Source organism: Streptomyces sp. NPDC048361 (genome assembly GCF_040651795.1).
In the GTDB taxonomy this organism is placed as follows: domain Bacteria; phylum Actinomycetota; class Actinomycetes; order Streptomycetales; family Streptomycetaceae; genus Streptomyces.
This window is the reverse complement of sequence record NZ_JBEZKW010000079.1, coordinates 16,440-29,129: the sequence shown is the minus strand read 5'-3', so window position 1 is coordinate 29,129 and position 12,690 is coordinate 16,440. Positions and strand designations below refer to the sequence as shown.

Below are 12,690 nucleotides of genomic sequence, written 5' to 3'. Positions count from 1 at the left end.
CGGAGTGCATGGCGCGCACTCCGGGGCCGCCCGGCTCAGACCCTTACGGGTTGAGGCACAACGTCACTTGTTGACGCAGGTGTTGCCGAAGGCGGGGTTCAGCAGCCCGATCACGGAGACCGTGTTGCCGCACAGGTTCACCGGCACGTGGACGGGGACCTGGATGACATTGCCGGACGCGACACCCGGGGAGTTCACAGCGGCGCCCTGGGCACCCGCATCCGCGACGGCCATACCGGCACCCGCGAGAACCAGACCACCAGTGACAGCCGCAGCAGCGACGACCTTCTTGATCATTACTTCCTCCTTGTTGGCATATGTGCGATCCCAGCCGCGGACCGCACACCCTGTAACGAGGGGGAAGTTATGGGGCTACGAGCATATGAGTACATTCACTCTTTTCAGTCATATACGTACGCTCAGACGATTAATCGAGCGCTCCGCGCGGGGGCGCGGCGGAGTGCGCCGGTTCAGGACGCGTCGATGAACCGGTCCAGGACGCGTACGCCGAACTTCAGGCCGTCGACCGGGACCCGCTCGTCCACGCCGTGGAACATCCCCGCGAAGTCCAGCTCCGGCGGCAGCTTCAGGGGCGCGAAGCCGAAGCCGCGGATGCCGAGGTCGTCGAAGGACTTGGCGTCGGTGCCGGCCGAGAGCATGTACGGCACGGCACGGGCGATGGGGTCCTCGGCGCGCAGCGCGGTCTGCATGGCGTCGACCAGGGCGCCGTCGAACGTGGTCTCCAGCGCCTTGTCGGCGTGGACGTCCTCGCGCCGGACACGCGGGCCGAGGATCCGGTCGAGGTCGGCGAGGAACTCCTCCTCGTACCCCGGCAGGAAGCGCCCGTCGACGTGGGCGGTGGCCTGCCCGGGGATGACGTTGACCTTGTAACCGGCGCCCAGCTGCGTCGGGTTGGCGGTGTTCTGGAGCGAGGCGCCGATCAGCTTGGCGATGCCGCCGAGCTTGGCGAGCGTGCCGTCCATGTTCTCGGGGTCGAGCTCGGTGCCGAGCGCGTCCGAGAGCTCGTCGAGGAAGTGCCGCAGGGTCTTGGTCACCCGCACCGGGAACTTGTGCCGGCCGAGCCGGGCCACCGCCTCGGACAACTCGGTGATGGCGTTGTCCTTGTGGATCATCGAGCCGTGGCCTGCGGTGCCGTCCACGGTCAGCTTCATCCAGTGCATGCCCTTCTGGGCGGTCTCGATGAGGTAGAGCCGCAGGTTCTCGTTGACGGTGAACGAGAACCCGCCGACCTCGCTGATCGCCTCGGTGCAGCCCTCGAAGAGCTCGGGGTGCTTGTCGACGAGGAACCGCGCGCCGTAGGTGCCGCCGGCCTCCTCGTCGGCGAGGAAGGCCAGGACGATGTCGCGCGGGGGCTTGCGGCCGCTGCGCAGCCGGTCGCGTACGACCGCGAGGGTCATCGCGTCCATGTCCTTCATGTCGACCGCGCCGCGGCCCCACACACAGCCGTCGGCGATCTCGCCGCCGAAGGGGTCGTGCGTCCAGTCGTCGGCGTTGGCCGGTACGACGTCGGTGTGGCCGTGGATGAGCAGCGCGGGCCGCGAGGGGTCCTCGCCGGCGATGCGGGCCACGGTGGAGGCGCGGCCCTTGTGCGACTCGAAGATCTTCGGTTCGAGGCCGACCTCGGCGAGCTTCTCCGCGACGTACTCCGCCGCCGCACGCTCACCGGGCCCCGAGTGGTCGCCGTAGTTACTGGTGTCGATCCTGATCAGATCGCGGCAGAGGTCGACGACCTCGTCCTCACCGCTCACGCCGCCGGTCCCGGTCGTGCTCGATTCGCTCACGCTGCTTCCTCCCGCTGTCGCTCCGTGTCGTCCCTGTCCATCCTGCCCCCGCGCCCCCTCGGCGCCCAAGGGCGGCTTCCCGCCGACATCCGGAGTTCACGCAGGCCAGGGGGGTGATCGAGCACCCCCGGATGTTTGCTATTGTTTTCCACGTCGGAACGGGCACGGCCCGCGAGACAGACACCTTGTCCGGGTGGCGGAATGGCAGACGCGCTAGCTTGAGGTGCTAGTGCCCTTTATCGGGCGTGGGGGTTCAAGTCCCCCCTCGGACACCAGCAAGAACCCCACTTCGGTGGGGTTCTTTTGCGTTCCCGGGAGGCTGCGGGGGGGGCCGCAGGCCGCCGGGTTCACATTCTCCTCAGCGCCAGCACCGCGTTGTGGCCGCCGAAGCCGAACGAGTTGCTGAGGATCAGGTCGCCGTAGGGCGGCAGGGCGCGGGGGGATTCGCGGACGACGTCCAGGCCGAGGCCGTCCTCGGGGTCGTCGCAGCCGACGGTCGGCGGGATGAGGCCGTCGCGCAGGGTGAGGATCGCGGCGACGGCCTCCACCGCGCCCGCCCCGCCCTGGAGGTGGCCGAGCGCGCCCTTGTTCGCGGTCACGGGAACGTCGCGGATCTGGCTGCCGAAGAGCCGGCACAGGGCGACGGCTTCGGTGCGGTCGCCTTCGACGGTGGCCGTGGCGTGCGCGTTGATGTGGGCCACGTCGCTGGGCGTGGCTCCGGCGTCCGCGAGGGCCGTGCGCAGCGCCGCTTCGATGCCGCGGCCCTCGGGCTGGGGCGCCACCATGCTGTAGGCGTCCGCGGACAGGCCCCAGCCGGCCGCCTCGCAGTAGATGCGGGCGCCGCGGGCGCGGGCGTGCTCCTCGCTCTCCAGGACGACGACGCCGGCGCCCTCGCCGAGGACGAAGCCGTCGCGCGCCGCGTCGAACGGCCGCGAGGCGTGCTCGGGCCGGCCGTTGCGGGTCGATACGGCCCGCATCGCGGCGAACGCGGCGAGGATCTCCGGGGTGATCACCGCTTCGGTGCCGCCCGCAACGACGAGGTCGACGCGTCCGGCGCGGATGGCGTCGATGGCCTGCCCGATCGCCTCCGTGCCGGACGCGCACGCCGAGACGAAGGTTCTGCACTGGCCTCGGATGTCCAGGTCCTTGGATATCTGGGCGGCCGATGCGGAGGGCACGATCATGGGCGTGGTGTGCGGGGAGACCGCCCGCGGCCCGCGCCCGTCGAGGGTGAGCCGGCTCTCGACCAGCACCGGGGCGCCGCCGATGATCGTGCCCATCGACACCCCCGTACGTTCCGGACGCAGCCCCGCCGCCACGGTTCCGGCCGGGTCGAGTCCCGCGTCGCGCCAGGCCTCGCGGGCGGCGAGCAGGGCGAACTGCGCGGACCGGTTCATCCGGCGCGCCACCGCTCTGGGCAGCAGCGTGGCGGGATCGACGGCGGCCCGCGCGGCGAGGCGTACGGGCAGCCCGTCGAAGCCGGGCCCCTCTTCGACCCCGACCCCGCAGCGGCCGTCGAGCAGTCCCTGCCACAGCTGCGGCGCGTCGCCTCCGAGCGGGGTGAGGGCGCCGAGGCCGGTCACCACCACCCGGCGCGGCCGGGGTGTGGCGGCCCACGCGGGGTCGGGCAGGTCGGCGGGGTCGACCCGTGCGGTGCGGACGACTTGGCGTTCGTAACGCGGCAGCACACACTCCAGGTCCGGGCCGCCGGTCAGAGGCCGCAGATAGAGCCTGGTCCTCGTCTCGGACGCGGGCGCCGTGCCCACCACCACGAGCCAGGGCCGGTCCGGGTCCGTCGCGATGACGTCGCCCGGCACCAGTTCGCCCGTGGTGAGCAGGTAGCAGGCGCCGCCCATGACCGACTCTTCGTTCATCGTGAACCCTTGCTCCGCCCCATCACGAACCCGGACGTTTCGATACCAATCCCCTAGGCAGCATGCCTCCCCTTTGCGCGGAAGGCAGTTCAGGGAGGGTCCGCTCGCCGCCCGGGTCCGGCGTCAAGTTGCGTGGGCGCGGCGCTGACCTGGGGTTCTCTTGCTTTCGGCGGGGCGGGTGGGGTTCTCTGGTTCCGTGAGACGCAGATCAACACCCCCGGCCGCACCGCTCGCACAGCGCAACGGCATCGATCCGGTGCGTGTGCGGCTGCCCGCCGACCCCGAGGGGGCCTGGGCGACCGTCGGTGACCATCTGGTGGGCCGATTCGAGGGCGCCATCGGTGCGGAGCGGGTGGCCGCGATGCTGCGCGAGGGACGGTTCGTCGGGGCGCAGGGGGTGCTGCGCGGCACGGAGGGCTACCGGGCCGGTACGTACGTCTGGTTCCACCGGGACTTCGAGCCCGAGGTGCCGGTGCCGTTCGAGGTCGGGATCGTCCACCGCGACGAGCGCATCGTGATCGCGGACAAGCCGCACTTCCTCGCGACGACTCCGCGGGGCCGGCACATCACCGAGTCGGCGGTGGCCCGCCTGCGGCGGGACCTCGCGCTGCCCACGCTCCAGCCCGCCCACCGGCTCGACCGGCTGACCGCGGGGCTCGCCCTGTTCGTGGTGCGGCCCGAGGACCGGGGTGTCTACCAGGGACTGTTCAGCGGGCGCCGGGTGCGCAAGGAGTACGAGGCGGTGGCGGCGTACGACCCCGGGGTGGCGCTCCCTGTCACCGTGCGGAGCCGGATCGTGAAGGAGCGGGGGGTGCTGGCCGCGCGGGAGGAGGTGGGGGAGGTCAATGCGGTGAGCCGGGTGGAGCTGGTCGAGCGGCGCGGGGGGCTGGGGCGGTACCGGTTGCTGCCGTCCACCGGGCGCACCCATCAGCTGCGGGTCCATATGAACGGGCTCGGGGTGCCCATTCTGAACGACCCCCTGTATCCGGTGGTGCGCCCCGAGTCGGAGCCAGGGGATTTCTCGTCCCCGCTTCAACTCCTGGCGAGGGTGCTGGAGTTCACGGACCCCGTGGATGGCCTCCCGCGCCGCTATGAGAGCCGGCTCGCCCTGTCGGAATGGCCCACCTGACCCAAGGGCGCGCCGCCCGGCGTTGACGGCAGCGCGTGCCCGACCCCGGGCGGCCTCCCAGGGGCGCGGGGTCGCGTCCCTGGAAGGCCGGGCGCCCTACAGGGGCGCGGGGAACCGCGCGGGACGGGGCCCTGCTGGGCATACCGCCAAGGCCAACCCATCCAGGGGCCCGGGGAACTGTGCAGGACGGGGCCTCTGCTGCGGCATACCACCAAGGCGAACTCCCAGCGGGGCCAGGGGTCAGTGGCCCCGCGCCACCCACTCCCCCAGACTCGGCGCCTCCGCACCCACTGTCGTCGTGTCTCCGTGCCCCGTCCGCACCACAGTCTCCGGCGGCAGCGTGAGCACCCGCTCCCGCAGCGACTCGATGATCGTCGGGAAGTCGGAGAAGGAGCGGCCCGTCGCACCCGGGCCGCCCGCGAACAGGGTGTCGCCGGTGAAGACCGTGTCGAGGGCCGGCGCGTGGAAGCAGACCGCGCCCGGCGCATGGCCCGGGGTGTGCAGGACCCGCAGGACCACGTCGGAGACCAACACCGCCTCACCATGGGTGAGTTCACCGTCCGGCAGCCGGTCCGGATGGGTCTGCTTCCACAGCGGGAGATCGTCCGCGTGGAGCAGGATCGGCGCGCCCGTCGCCTCCGCCAGCGCCGGCGCCGCGTCGATGTGGTCGTTGTGGGCGTGGGTGCACAGGATCGCCCGCAGCGTGCGGCCGCCCAGCGCCGCCAGGATCGCGTCCGCGTCGTGCGCCGCGTCGATGACGACGGCCTCCTCGTCGTCCCCGACGATCCACACATTGTTGTCGACGTCCCACGTGCCCCCGTCGAGACTGAACGTGCCGGACGTGACCAGATGATCGATACGCGCGCGAAGGCTCATCAGAACTCCACCACCGAACGCAGCACATCGCCTTCATGCATCCGCTCGAAGGCCTTCTCGACCTCGTCGAGCGCGATCGTCTCGGTGACGAACGCCCCCAGGTCGATCCGCCCCTGCTGGTGCAGGTCGACGAGCATGGGGAAGTCGCGGGAGGGCAGGCAGTCGCCGTACCAGGACGACTTCAGTGCGCCGCCCCGGCCGAACACGTCGAGGAGGGGCAGCTCCAGGGTCATCTCGGGGGTGGGCACGCCGACCAGGACGACCGTGCCGGCCAGGTCGCGGGCGTAGAACGCCTGCTTGTACGTCTCGGGGTGACCCACCGCCTCGATGACGACGTCCGCGCCATTGCCCCCGGTCAGTTCGCGGATCGTCTCGACGACGTCCTGGTTGCGGGAGTTGACGGTGTGCGTGGCTCCCATCGAGGTGGCTGTCGTCAGCTTGCGGTCGTCGATGTCGACGGCGATGATCCGCGCCGCACCCGCCAGCCTGGCACCCACGATCGCCGCGTCGCCGACACCACCGCAACCGATGACGGCGACCGAGTCGCCCCGGCCCACGTTGCCGGTGTTGATGGCGGCGCCGATGCCCGCCATCACGCCGCAGCCGAGCAGGCCGGCCACGGCGGGCGAGACCGACGGGTCGACCTTGGTGCACTGGCCGGCCGCCACCAGGGTCTTCTCGGCGAACGCCCCGATGCCGAGGGCCGGCGACAGCTCGGTGCCGTCGAGAAGCGTCATCTTCTGCTGCGCGTTGTGCGTGTTGAAGCAGTACTGCGGGCGTCCGCGCAGACAGGCGCGGCAACTGCCGCACACCGCACGCCAGTTGAGGATCACGAAGTCGCCGGGTGCGACGTCGGTGACGCCGTCGCCCACCGACTCCACGATCCCGGACGCCTCATGGCCGAGCAGGAACGGGAAGTCGTCGTTGATGCCGCCCTGCTTGTAGTGCAGGTCGGTGTGGCAGACCCCGCAGGCCTGGATCTTCACCACGGCCTCGCCGGGGCCCGGGTCGGGCACCACGATGGTCTCCACCCGTACGGGCTGGTTCCTGCCCGGTGCGATGACCCCTTGGACCTGCTGCGCCATGCCGCCACTCCCTGTTTCATGCCGTCGGAGTTCCAGACCGTCGGACGTATCAGGAATACACCCTATGAGGAGACGTGGTGTACGCGTCGGCCTCCTACATAGGTCGCGAGCACCCGGGTGGCGCCGATCTCCTCGGGCGGCCCCGCGTACGGGTCGCGGTCGAGCACTGCCAGATCGGCGAGGGCGCCCGCACGGATGGAGCCCGTGTCGTCGAGGTGGTTCACATACGCGGCGCCCGAGGTGTACGCGGCGAACGCGGCGGTCAGGCCGATCCGCTGGGCGGGCAGGAACACCGGACCGTTCTCGCCGGGCGCGACCCGGTTCACCGCCGTGTGGATGCCCTGCATCGGATCGGGGCTGCTGACCGGCCAGTCCGAGCCCGCCGCCACCGTCGCGCCCGCGCCGAGCAGCGCCGCGAAGGGGTACTGCCATCCCGCGCGTTCGGCGCCGAGGAAGGGGATGGTCAGATCGTCCATCTGGGGTTCGTGGGAGGCCCACAGGGGCTGGATGTTGGCGGTGGCGCCGAGCGCGCGGAAGCGGCCGATGTCGTCGGGGTGGACGATCTGGAGGTGCGCGAGATGCGGCCGGGTGTCGCTCCATCCGTTCTTCTCCCGGGCCGCCTGCACGGCGTCGAGCGCCTCGCGCACGGCACGGTCGCCGAGCGCGTGGAAATGGGCCTGGAAGCCGAGCGCGTCCAACTCGCATACATGCGACCGCAGTTGAACCGGGTCGATGAAACTGGTGCCCGTATTGGCGGTGGCGCACCCGCAGGCGTCGAGGTAGGGGCCGAGCAGCGCGGCCGTGCCGGTCTCGGCGACACCGTCCTGCATGATCTTCACCGTACCGGCGCGGAAGCGGCCCTGGCTCAACTCGCGCCGCCGATCGACCAGTTCGGGTATCTGCTCGGCGCCGCGCTCGCGGTCCCACCACAGGGCGCCGACGACCCGCGCGGTCAGCGAGCCGTCGCGGGCGGCGGCCACATAGGCGTCGGCGGGGTCGTCCATCGAGCCGAAGCTCCCGACGATCGCGTCCTGCCAGGCGGTGATCCCGTACGAGTGGAGGTGGGCCTGGGCGCGCAGCAGCGCGGCGAGCCGTTCGGCGGGGGTGGCGCGGGGGGTGAGCCGGCCGACCAGTTCCATGGCCCCCTCCTGGAGCAGCCCGGTCGGTTCGCCCGCCGCGTCGCGCTCGATGCGGCCGTCGGCGGGGTCGGGGGTGGAGCGGGTGATCCCGGCGAGCGCGAGGGCACGGGTGTTGACCCAGGCGCCGTGGTGGTCCCGGTTGGGGAGGTAGGCGGGGCGGTCGGGCACCGCGCGGTCGAGGAGGTCACGGGTGGGGCTGCCGCCCTCGAAGGCCTCCATCGACCAGCCGCCGCCGGTGATCCACTCCTGCTCGGGGTGGGCGTCGGCGTAGGCCCGTACCGCCGCCAGGGTGTCGGTGGCCGTCCGCAGGCCTGTGAGGTCGCAGCGGGCCAGCTCGATGCCGGCCGAGACGGGGTGGACATGGGCGTCCTGGAAGCCGGGGATCAGCAACTTGCCTGCCAGGCCGACGACTTCAGTGGTCGGGCCGATGAGGTCGCGCACCTCGTCGTGACCGACGGCGGTGATGCGGCCCCCGGTGACGGCCACGGTGGTGGCGCGGGTCCGGGCGGCGTCGAGGGTGAGGACCGGGCCTCCGGTGAAGACGAGGTCGGCGGGATCGTGGCGCATGCTGGTTTCCGTTCCTTTGGAGGAGAACTCAAGGGACAACGCGAGGAGTACATGCAGGCAGTGTGCGTGCAGGGATACGTGCAGGGAGGGAGGGAGGGCGAGCGGGAGGGGGGTGGCTCGGGTTCAGAGGGCTCAGAGGGCTCAGAAGGTTCAGAGGTTCAGAGGTTCAGAGGGCTTCGGCGGAGGCACCCAGCGGCGCCCGTTCCGCCTCCGCGGCCGACAGGCCCGTGGCGAAGTACGGGGATTTCCTTACCCACTTGGCCCAGGCGCCCACGGCGAACCCGCTGAGCAGCATCGCCGCGGGGCAGGCCAGCATGAACCAGCCGTTGTCGGGGCTGACTTCGAAGTGGTCGGCCGAGGTGTAGAACGTCCAGGCCAGGTAGGCGCCGAGCCCGAGCAGGAACAGGGCGCTCAGGGCCGGGATCACCACGGCCCGTACGGCTTCGCCCACGCTCTCTCGCAGCGCGCCGCGGAACCGGCTCGCCGCGGCCAGGGCGGTCAGCGCGTAGTAGAGGGACACCACGATCCCGATGGCGTTGACCGAGGCCAGGATCAGGTCGCCGATCTTCGGGATGAGCAACGAGAGGACGGCGATGGCCGCGGCGACGCAGCCGATCGCGAGGGTGCCCGCGACGGGGGTCCCGTACCGGGGGCTGACCTTGAGCCAGAGCGGGCCCAGGGTGCGGTCCCGGCTCATCGCGAACATGCCGCGCACGGTGGGAATGACGCCGGACTGGAGCGAGGCGATCGCCGAGAAGACCAGGGCGACCAGCGGGAGGGCGGCGAGCGGCCGGGCGGCGAGGCGGTCGCCGAAGAAGGTGAGCCCCTGGGCTCCGTGGCCCACCAACTCATCGGCGGACAGCACTCGTTGGAAGGCGAAGGAGCCGAGCAGGAACAGGCCGAGCATGGTGAACAGGGTGATGAGTCCGGCCTTGGAGGCGTCTTGGGGGTCGCGTATCTCCTCGTTGACACTGAAGGTCGACTCGAAGCCCCAGTAGCAGAAGACGGAGAGCAGCAGTCCCTGGGCGAGGGCCTGGCCGGAGGGGATGGTGAACGGGTTCAGCCAGTCGAGGCTGAAGGGGTGCGGGCCCTTGACGAGCCCGTAGCCGCAGAAGCCGAGCAGCACGGCGTACTCGAAGACCAGGAGCCACTTCTGGAGGGTGGCGGCCGAGCGGGTGCCGATGACCGCGGTGAAGGTGACGGCGATGAGGACGACGATGCCGATCGCGGTGGACTGGGCGGTGGAGTCGGGGTCGAGGCGCAGGCCCGCGAGGGTGTGGAGCCCTGTTTCGCCGGCCAGTTGGAGCAGCGCGGAGCCGGTGACGGCGGTGGTGTAGGCGAGGAAGACGACGGTGGAGACGATGCCGATCCAGCCGGTGAGGAAGCCCAGCCAGGGGCTGAGCGAGCGGCCCACCCACACATAGCCGCTGCCCATGTTGGGCTCGACCTTGTTGAGCCGGGTGTACGCGCCGGCGATACCCAGGATCGGGACGAACGCGAGCAGCATGACGATCGGCAGGTGCAGGCCGACGGCGCCGGCCGTGACGCCGAGTCCTATGCCGATGCTGGTGGTGGCCGCGGTGGAGGAGGCCGCGATGGCGACGCCGTCGAGGACGCCGAGGCTCTTGCGCAGGACGGGTGGGTCGTCACTGCCGTGGGGAGTGCGCATCCGGGCTCCTTCGCCAGACCACGGGGGCGCTCGTCGGCCCCGATGGCGGCACATCGAACTCCGGATGGCGAGGTTGCGTCAACGGCGTTGTCATAAGGAGTGCGGGTCACTAGGGTGCGGCCGCATGAGCGAGCGAGTCGTGGCGGACGGGGAGCGGCGGCGCCGCCGGCCGACCAAGCGGGGCACGGTCCTGTCGGAGGAGCTGATCGTGGAGACGGCGCTGCGGTTGATCGGCGAGCACGGCGCCGCGGCGCTGACGGTGCGGCGGCTCGGTAGCGCGCTCGGCGCGGATCCGAGCGCGCTCTACCGCTACTTCCAGGACACCGACGATCTGCTGCTCGCGGTGGCGGACGAGCTGATCGGGCGCACTCTGCGCGTGTGGCGGCCGTCCGGCGACTGGCGGGCGGACCTGCGCTCGCTGGGGCTGCGCATCCACGCCGACTACCAGGCGCACCCGCAGGCGGCGGTGCTGACCTGCACCCGGGTGACCGGGCGTGTGCACGAGATGCGGTCGGTGGAGACGATCCTCTCGATCCTGCGCGGGGCCGGGTTCCCGGATGCGGAGGCGGTGCGGATCTACCACGTGTTCGTGGACCAGACCTTGGCGTTCGCGGCGCTCGACGCCACCGTGCTCACCCTGCCGGAGGAGTCCCGGGCCTTGGAGGAGCGGACCTGGCGCGAGCGGTACGCACGGCTCGGCGCGGACACCCATCCACATGTGGCCGCCACCGCGCCGACGCTGGTGGCGGAGATGGGCCGCAGCGCCTATCCGGCGGCCCTGGAGATGATGCTCGCGGCGGCCGCGGCCCGCTTGCAGCACGTACGCGCGTGATTGCAGGACGGGTGGGAGCGGCGTACGGGCGTGAAAAAGGGCGGCACCCCCGGGTGTCCGGGAGGGCCGCCCTCTTTGCGAGGGGCCGGGGCTACTCGCCCGAGGCGAGCGCGCCGACCCGCTTGCGTACGACGTACCAGCCGCCGACGAGCAGCGCCGCGATGATCGGCAGGCAGTAGATCGTGGTGCGGCCCACTCCCCCGCCGTACCACATGAGGAACGCGACGGTCGCGAGGAAGACCAGCGTCACGATCTGCGTGTAGGGCGCCCAGGGCAGTTTGTAGGAGGGCCGCTCCAGGTGGCCCTCCTTGGCGCGGCGCCAGAACAGCAGCGAGCAGATCATGATCATCGCCCAGGTACCGAGGATGCCGATGGAGGCGAAGTTCAGCACGATCTCGAAGGCGTCGTCCGGCACGACGCCGTTCAGCGCGACACCGAGGATGCCGAAGAAGGCGGTGAACAGGACGCCGCCGTAGGGCACCTTGCCCTTGTTCATGACGCCGACGAACTTGGGCGCGGAGCCCGCGAGGGACATCGAGCGCAGGATGCGGCCGGTGGAGTACAGGCCGGAGTTGAGGCTGGAGAGCGCCGCGGTGAGGACCACGAGGTTCATCACGCCGGCCGCCCCCGGCACGCCGATCTTGTCGAGGACGGTGACGAACGGGCTCTGGCCCTCGGAGTACTCGGTGTACGGCAGCAGCAGCGCGAGCAGCACCACGGAGCCGACGTAGAAGATGCCGACGCGCCACATGATCGAGTTGATCGCCTTGGGCAGGATCTTCTGCGGGTTCTCCGTCTCGCCGGCGGCGACGCCGCACAGCTCGACCGAGGCGTATGCGAAGACGACGCCCTGGATGACGAGCAGCATGGGCAGCATGCCCATCGGGAAGATGCCGCCGTGGCTGGTGATGTTGGCGAAGCCCGGGGTGGAGCCGTCGACGTCGTGCTGGGTCACCACGAGGTAGATGCCGACGAGCATGAAGGCGACCAGGGCGACGACCTTGATGATCGCGAACCAGAACTCCATCTCGCCGAAGTACTTCACCGAGATGAGGTTGGCGGCGAGGACGACCGCGAGTGCGACGAGCGCGCAGACCCACTGCGGGACGTCGCTGAACATGGCCCAGAAGTGGGCGTAGGTCGCGGCCGCGGTGATGTCGGCTACGGCGGTGGTCGACCAGTTCAGGAAGTACAGCCAGCCCGCCGTGTAGGCGCCCTTCTCGCCCATGAACTCACGGGCGTAGGAGACGAAGGCGCCCGAGGAGGGGCGGTAGAGCACGAGCTCACCGAGTGCCCGTACGACGAAGAAGGCGAAGACGCCGCAGACCGCGTAGGCGATCGCGAGGGAGGGGCCCGCGCCCGCGAGACGGCCGCCGGCACCGAGGAAGAGGCCGGTGCCTATCGCGCCGCCGATGGCGATCATGTTGATGTGGCGGGACTTGAGGTCCTTGCTGTAACCGGCGTCACCGGCGTCGATGTGGGGGGTCCCCGCCGTCGCCCCCGCGGGGGCGCTCTGGGGCTCGGCCGCAGGCATGGTGCGGTCACTCATGGAGTAGTTCGCCTTTGTGAGGGGTCATGCGGTCGTGCGGGACCGGTCGCGTCGGTGATGCAGGTCGTCACCCGGCGCGGGCCGGCGGCCCATAGTCCCCGCTGTCGGCACAGTTTGGCAGTGGCCAATGTCACGTACGAGCAGATTTGAGGTGTTTCTGAGGTAACC

The 12,690-nt window shown here is 70.9% G+C and carries 10 protein-coding genes and 1 tRNA gene; 3 read left to right on the top strand and 8 right to left on the bottom strand.

Annotation, left to right across the window (positions count from 1 at the left end; genetic code table 11):
* Nucleotides 1–63: 63 nt before the first annotated feature.
* Nucleotides 64–297: a chaplin ChpH gene (gene chpH / locus AB0D31_RS30920; RefSeq protein ID WP_267054084.1), complete on the bottom strand. Its 234-nt coding sequence runs from the start codon at nucleotides 295–297 to the stop codon at nucleotides 64–66.
* 173 nt (nucleotides 298–470) lie between these two features.
* Nucleotides 471–1,802 (bottom strand): M20/M25/M40 family metallo-hydrolase, encoded by a 1,332-nt coding sequence (locus AB0D31_RS30915; protein ID WP_362729246.1) that lies wholly within the window; start codon nucleotides 1,800–1,802, stop codon nucleotides 471–473.
* Between the two features lie 187 nt (nucleotides 1,803–1,989).
* On the opposite strand from AB0D31_RS30915, the gene AB0D31_RS30910 reads away from it, so the two are divergent.
* Nucleotides 1,990–2,077 (top strand) — tRNA-Leu (locus AB0D31_RS30910).
* A 72-nt stretch (nucleotides 2,078–2,149) separates the two neighbouring features.
* On the opposite strand, the gene AB0D31_RS30905 is transcribed toward AB0D31_RS30910, so the two are convergent.
* A complete protein-coding gene (locus AB0D31_RS30905; RefSeq protein ID WP_362729244.1) occupies nucleotides 2,150–3,676 on the bottom strand; it encodes a beta-ketoacyl-[acyl-carrier-protein] synthase family protein in 1,527 nt (508 codons plus the stop codon).
* 196 nt (nucleotides 3,677–3,872) lie between these two features.
* On the opposite strand from AB0D31_RS30905, the gene AB0D31_RS30900 reads away from it, so the two are divergent.
* Nucleotides 3,873–4,805: a pseudouridine synthase gene (locus AB0D31_RS30900; protein ID WP_362729242.1), complete on the top strand. Its 933-nt coding sequence runs from the start codon at nucleotides 3,873–3,875 to the stop codon at nucleotides 4,803–4,805.
* A 240-nt stretch (nucleotides 4,806–5,045) separates the two neighbouring features.
* On the opposite strand, the gene AB0D31_RS30895 is transcribed toward AB0D31_RS30900, so the two are convergent.
* The 4 genes from AB0D31_RS30895 to AB0D31_RS30880 all read right to left on the bottom strand — a co-directional run bounded on the left by AB0D31_RS30895 (nucleotide 5,046) and on the right by AB0D31_RS30880 (nucleotide 10,141).
* Nucleotides 5,046–5,681 (bottom strand): MBL fold metallo-hydrolase, encoded by a 636-nt coding sequence (locus AB0D31_RS30895; RefSeq protein ID WP_362729240.1) that lies wholly within the window; start codon nucleotides 5,679–5,681, stop codon nucleotides 5,046–5,048.
* Nucleotides 5,681–6,766 carry an S-(hydroxymethyl)mycothiol dehydrogenase gene (locus AB0D31_RS30890; protein ID WP_362729238.1) on the bottom strand — a complete coding sequence of 362 codons (1,086 nt, stop codon included), beginning with the start codon at nucleotides 6,764–6,766 and terminating at the stop codon, nucleotides 5,681–5,683. The genes AB0D31_RS30895 and AB0D31_RS30890 overlap by 1 nt, the downstream gene beginning before the upstream one ends.
* A 62-nt stretch (nucleotides 6,767–6,828) precedes the next feature.
* On the bottom strand, nucleotides 6,829–8,472 hold the full coding sequence (locus tag AB0D31_RS30885) for an amidohydrolase (protein WP_362729236.1): 1,644 nt from the start codon (nucleotides 8,470–8,472) through the stop codon (nucleotides 6,829–6,831).
* A 166-nt stretch (nucleotides 8,473–8,638) separates the two neighbouring features.
* A complete protein-coding gene (locus tag AB0D31_RS30880; RefSeq protein ID WP_362729234.1) occupies nucleotides 8,639–10,141 on the bottom strand; it encodes an APC family permease in 1,503 nt (500 codons plus the stop codon).
* 124 nt (nucleotides 10,142–10,265) lie between these two features.
* On the opposite strand from AB0D31_RS30880, the gene AB0D31_RS30875 reads away from it, so the two are divergent.
* A complete protein-coding gene (locus AB0D31_RS30875) occupies nucleotides 10,266–10,973 on the top strand; it encodes a TetR/AcrR family transcriptional regulator (protein WP_362729232.1) in 708 nt (235 codons plus the stop codon).
* A 91-nt stretch (nucleotides 10,974–11,064) separates the two neighbouring features.
* Here the strand turns inward: AB0D31_RS30875 and AB0D31_RS30870 are convergent, their stop codons facing one another.
* Entirely contained in the window at nucleotides 11,065–12,522 is a 1,458-nt protein-coding gene (locus AB0D31_RS30870; RefSeq protein WP_362729230.1) for an amino acid permease, read from the bottom strand.
* Nucleotides 12,523–12,690: the final 168 nt, after the last annotated feature.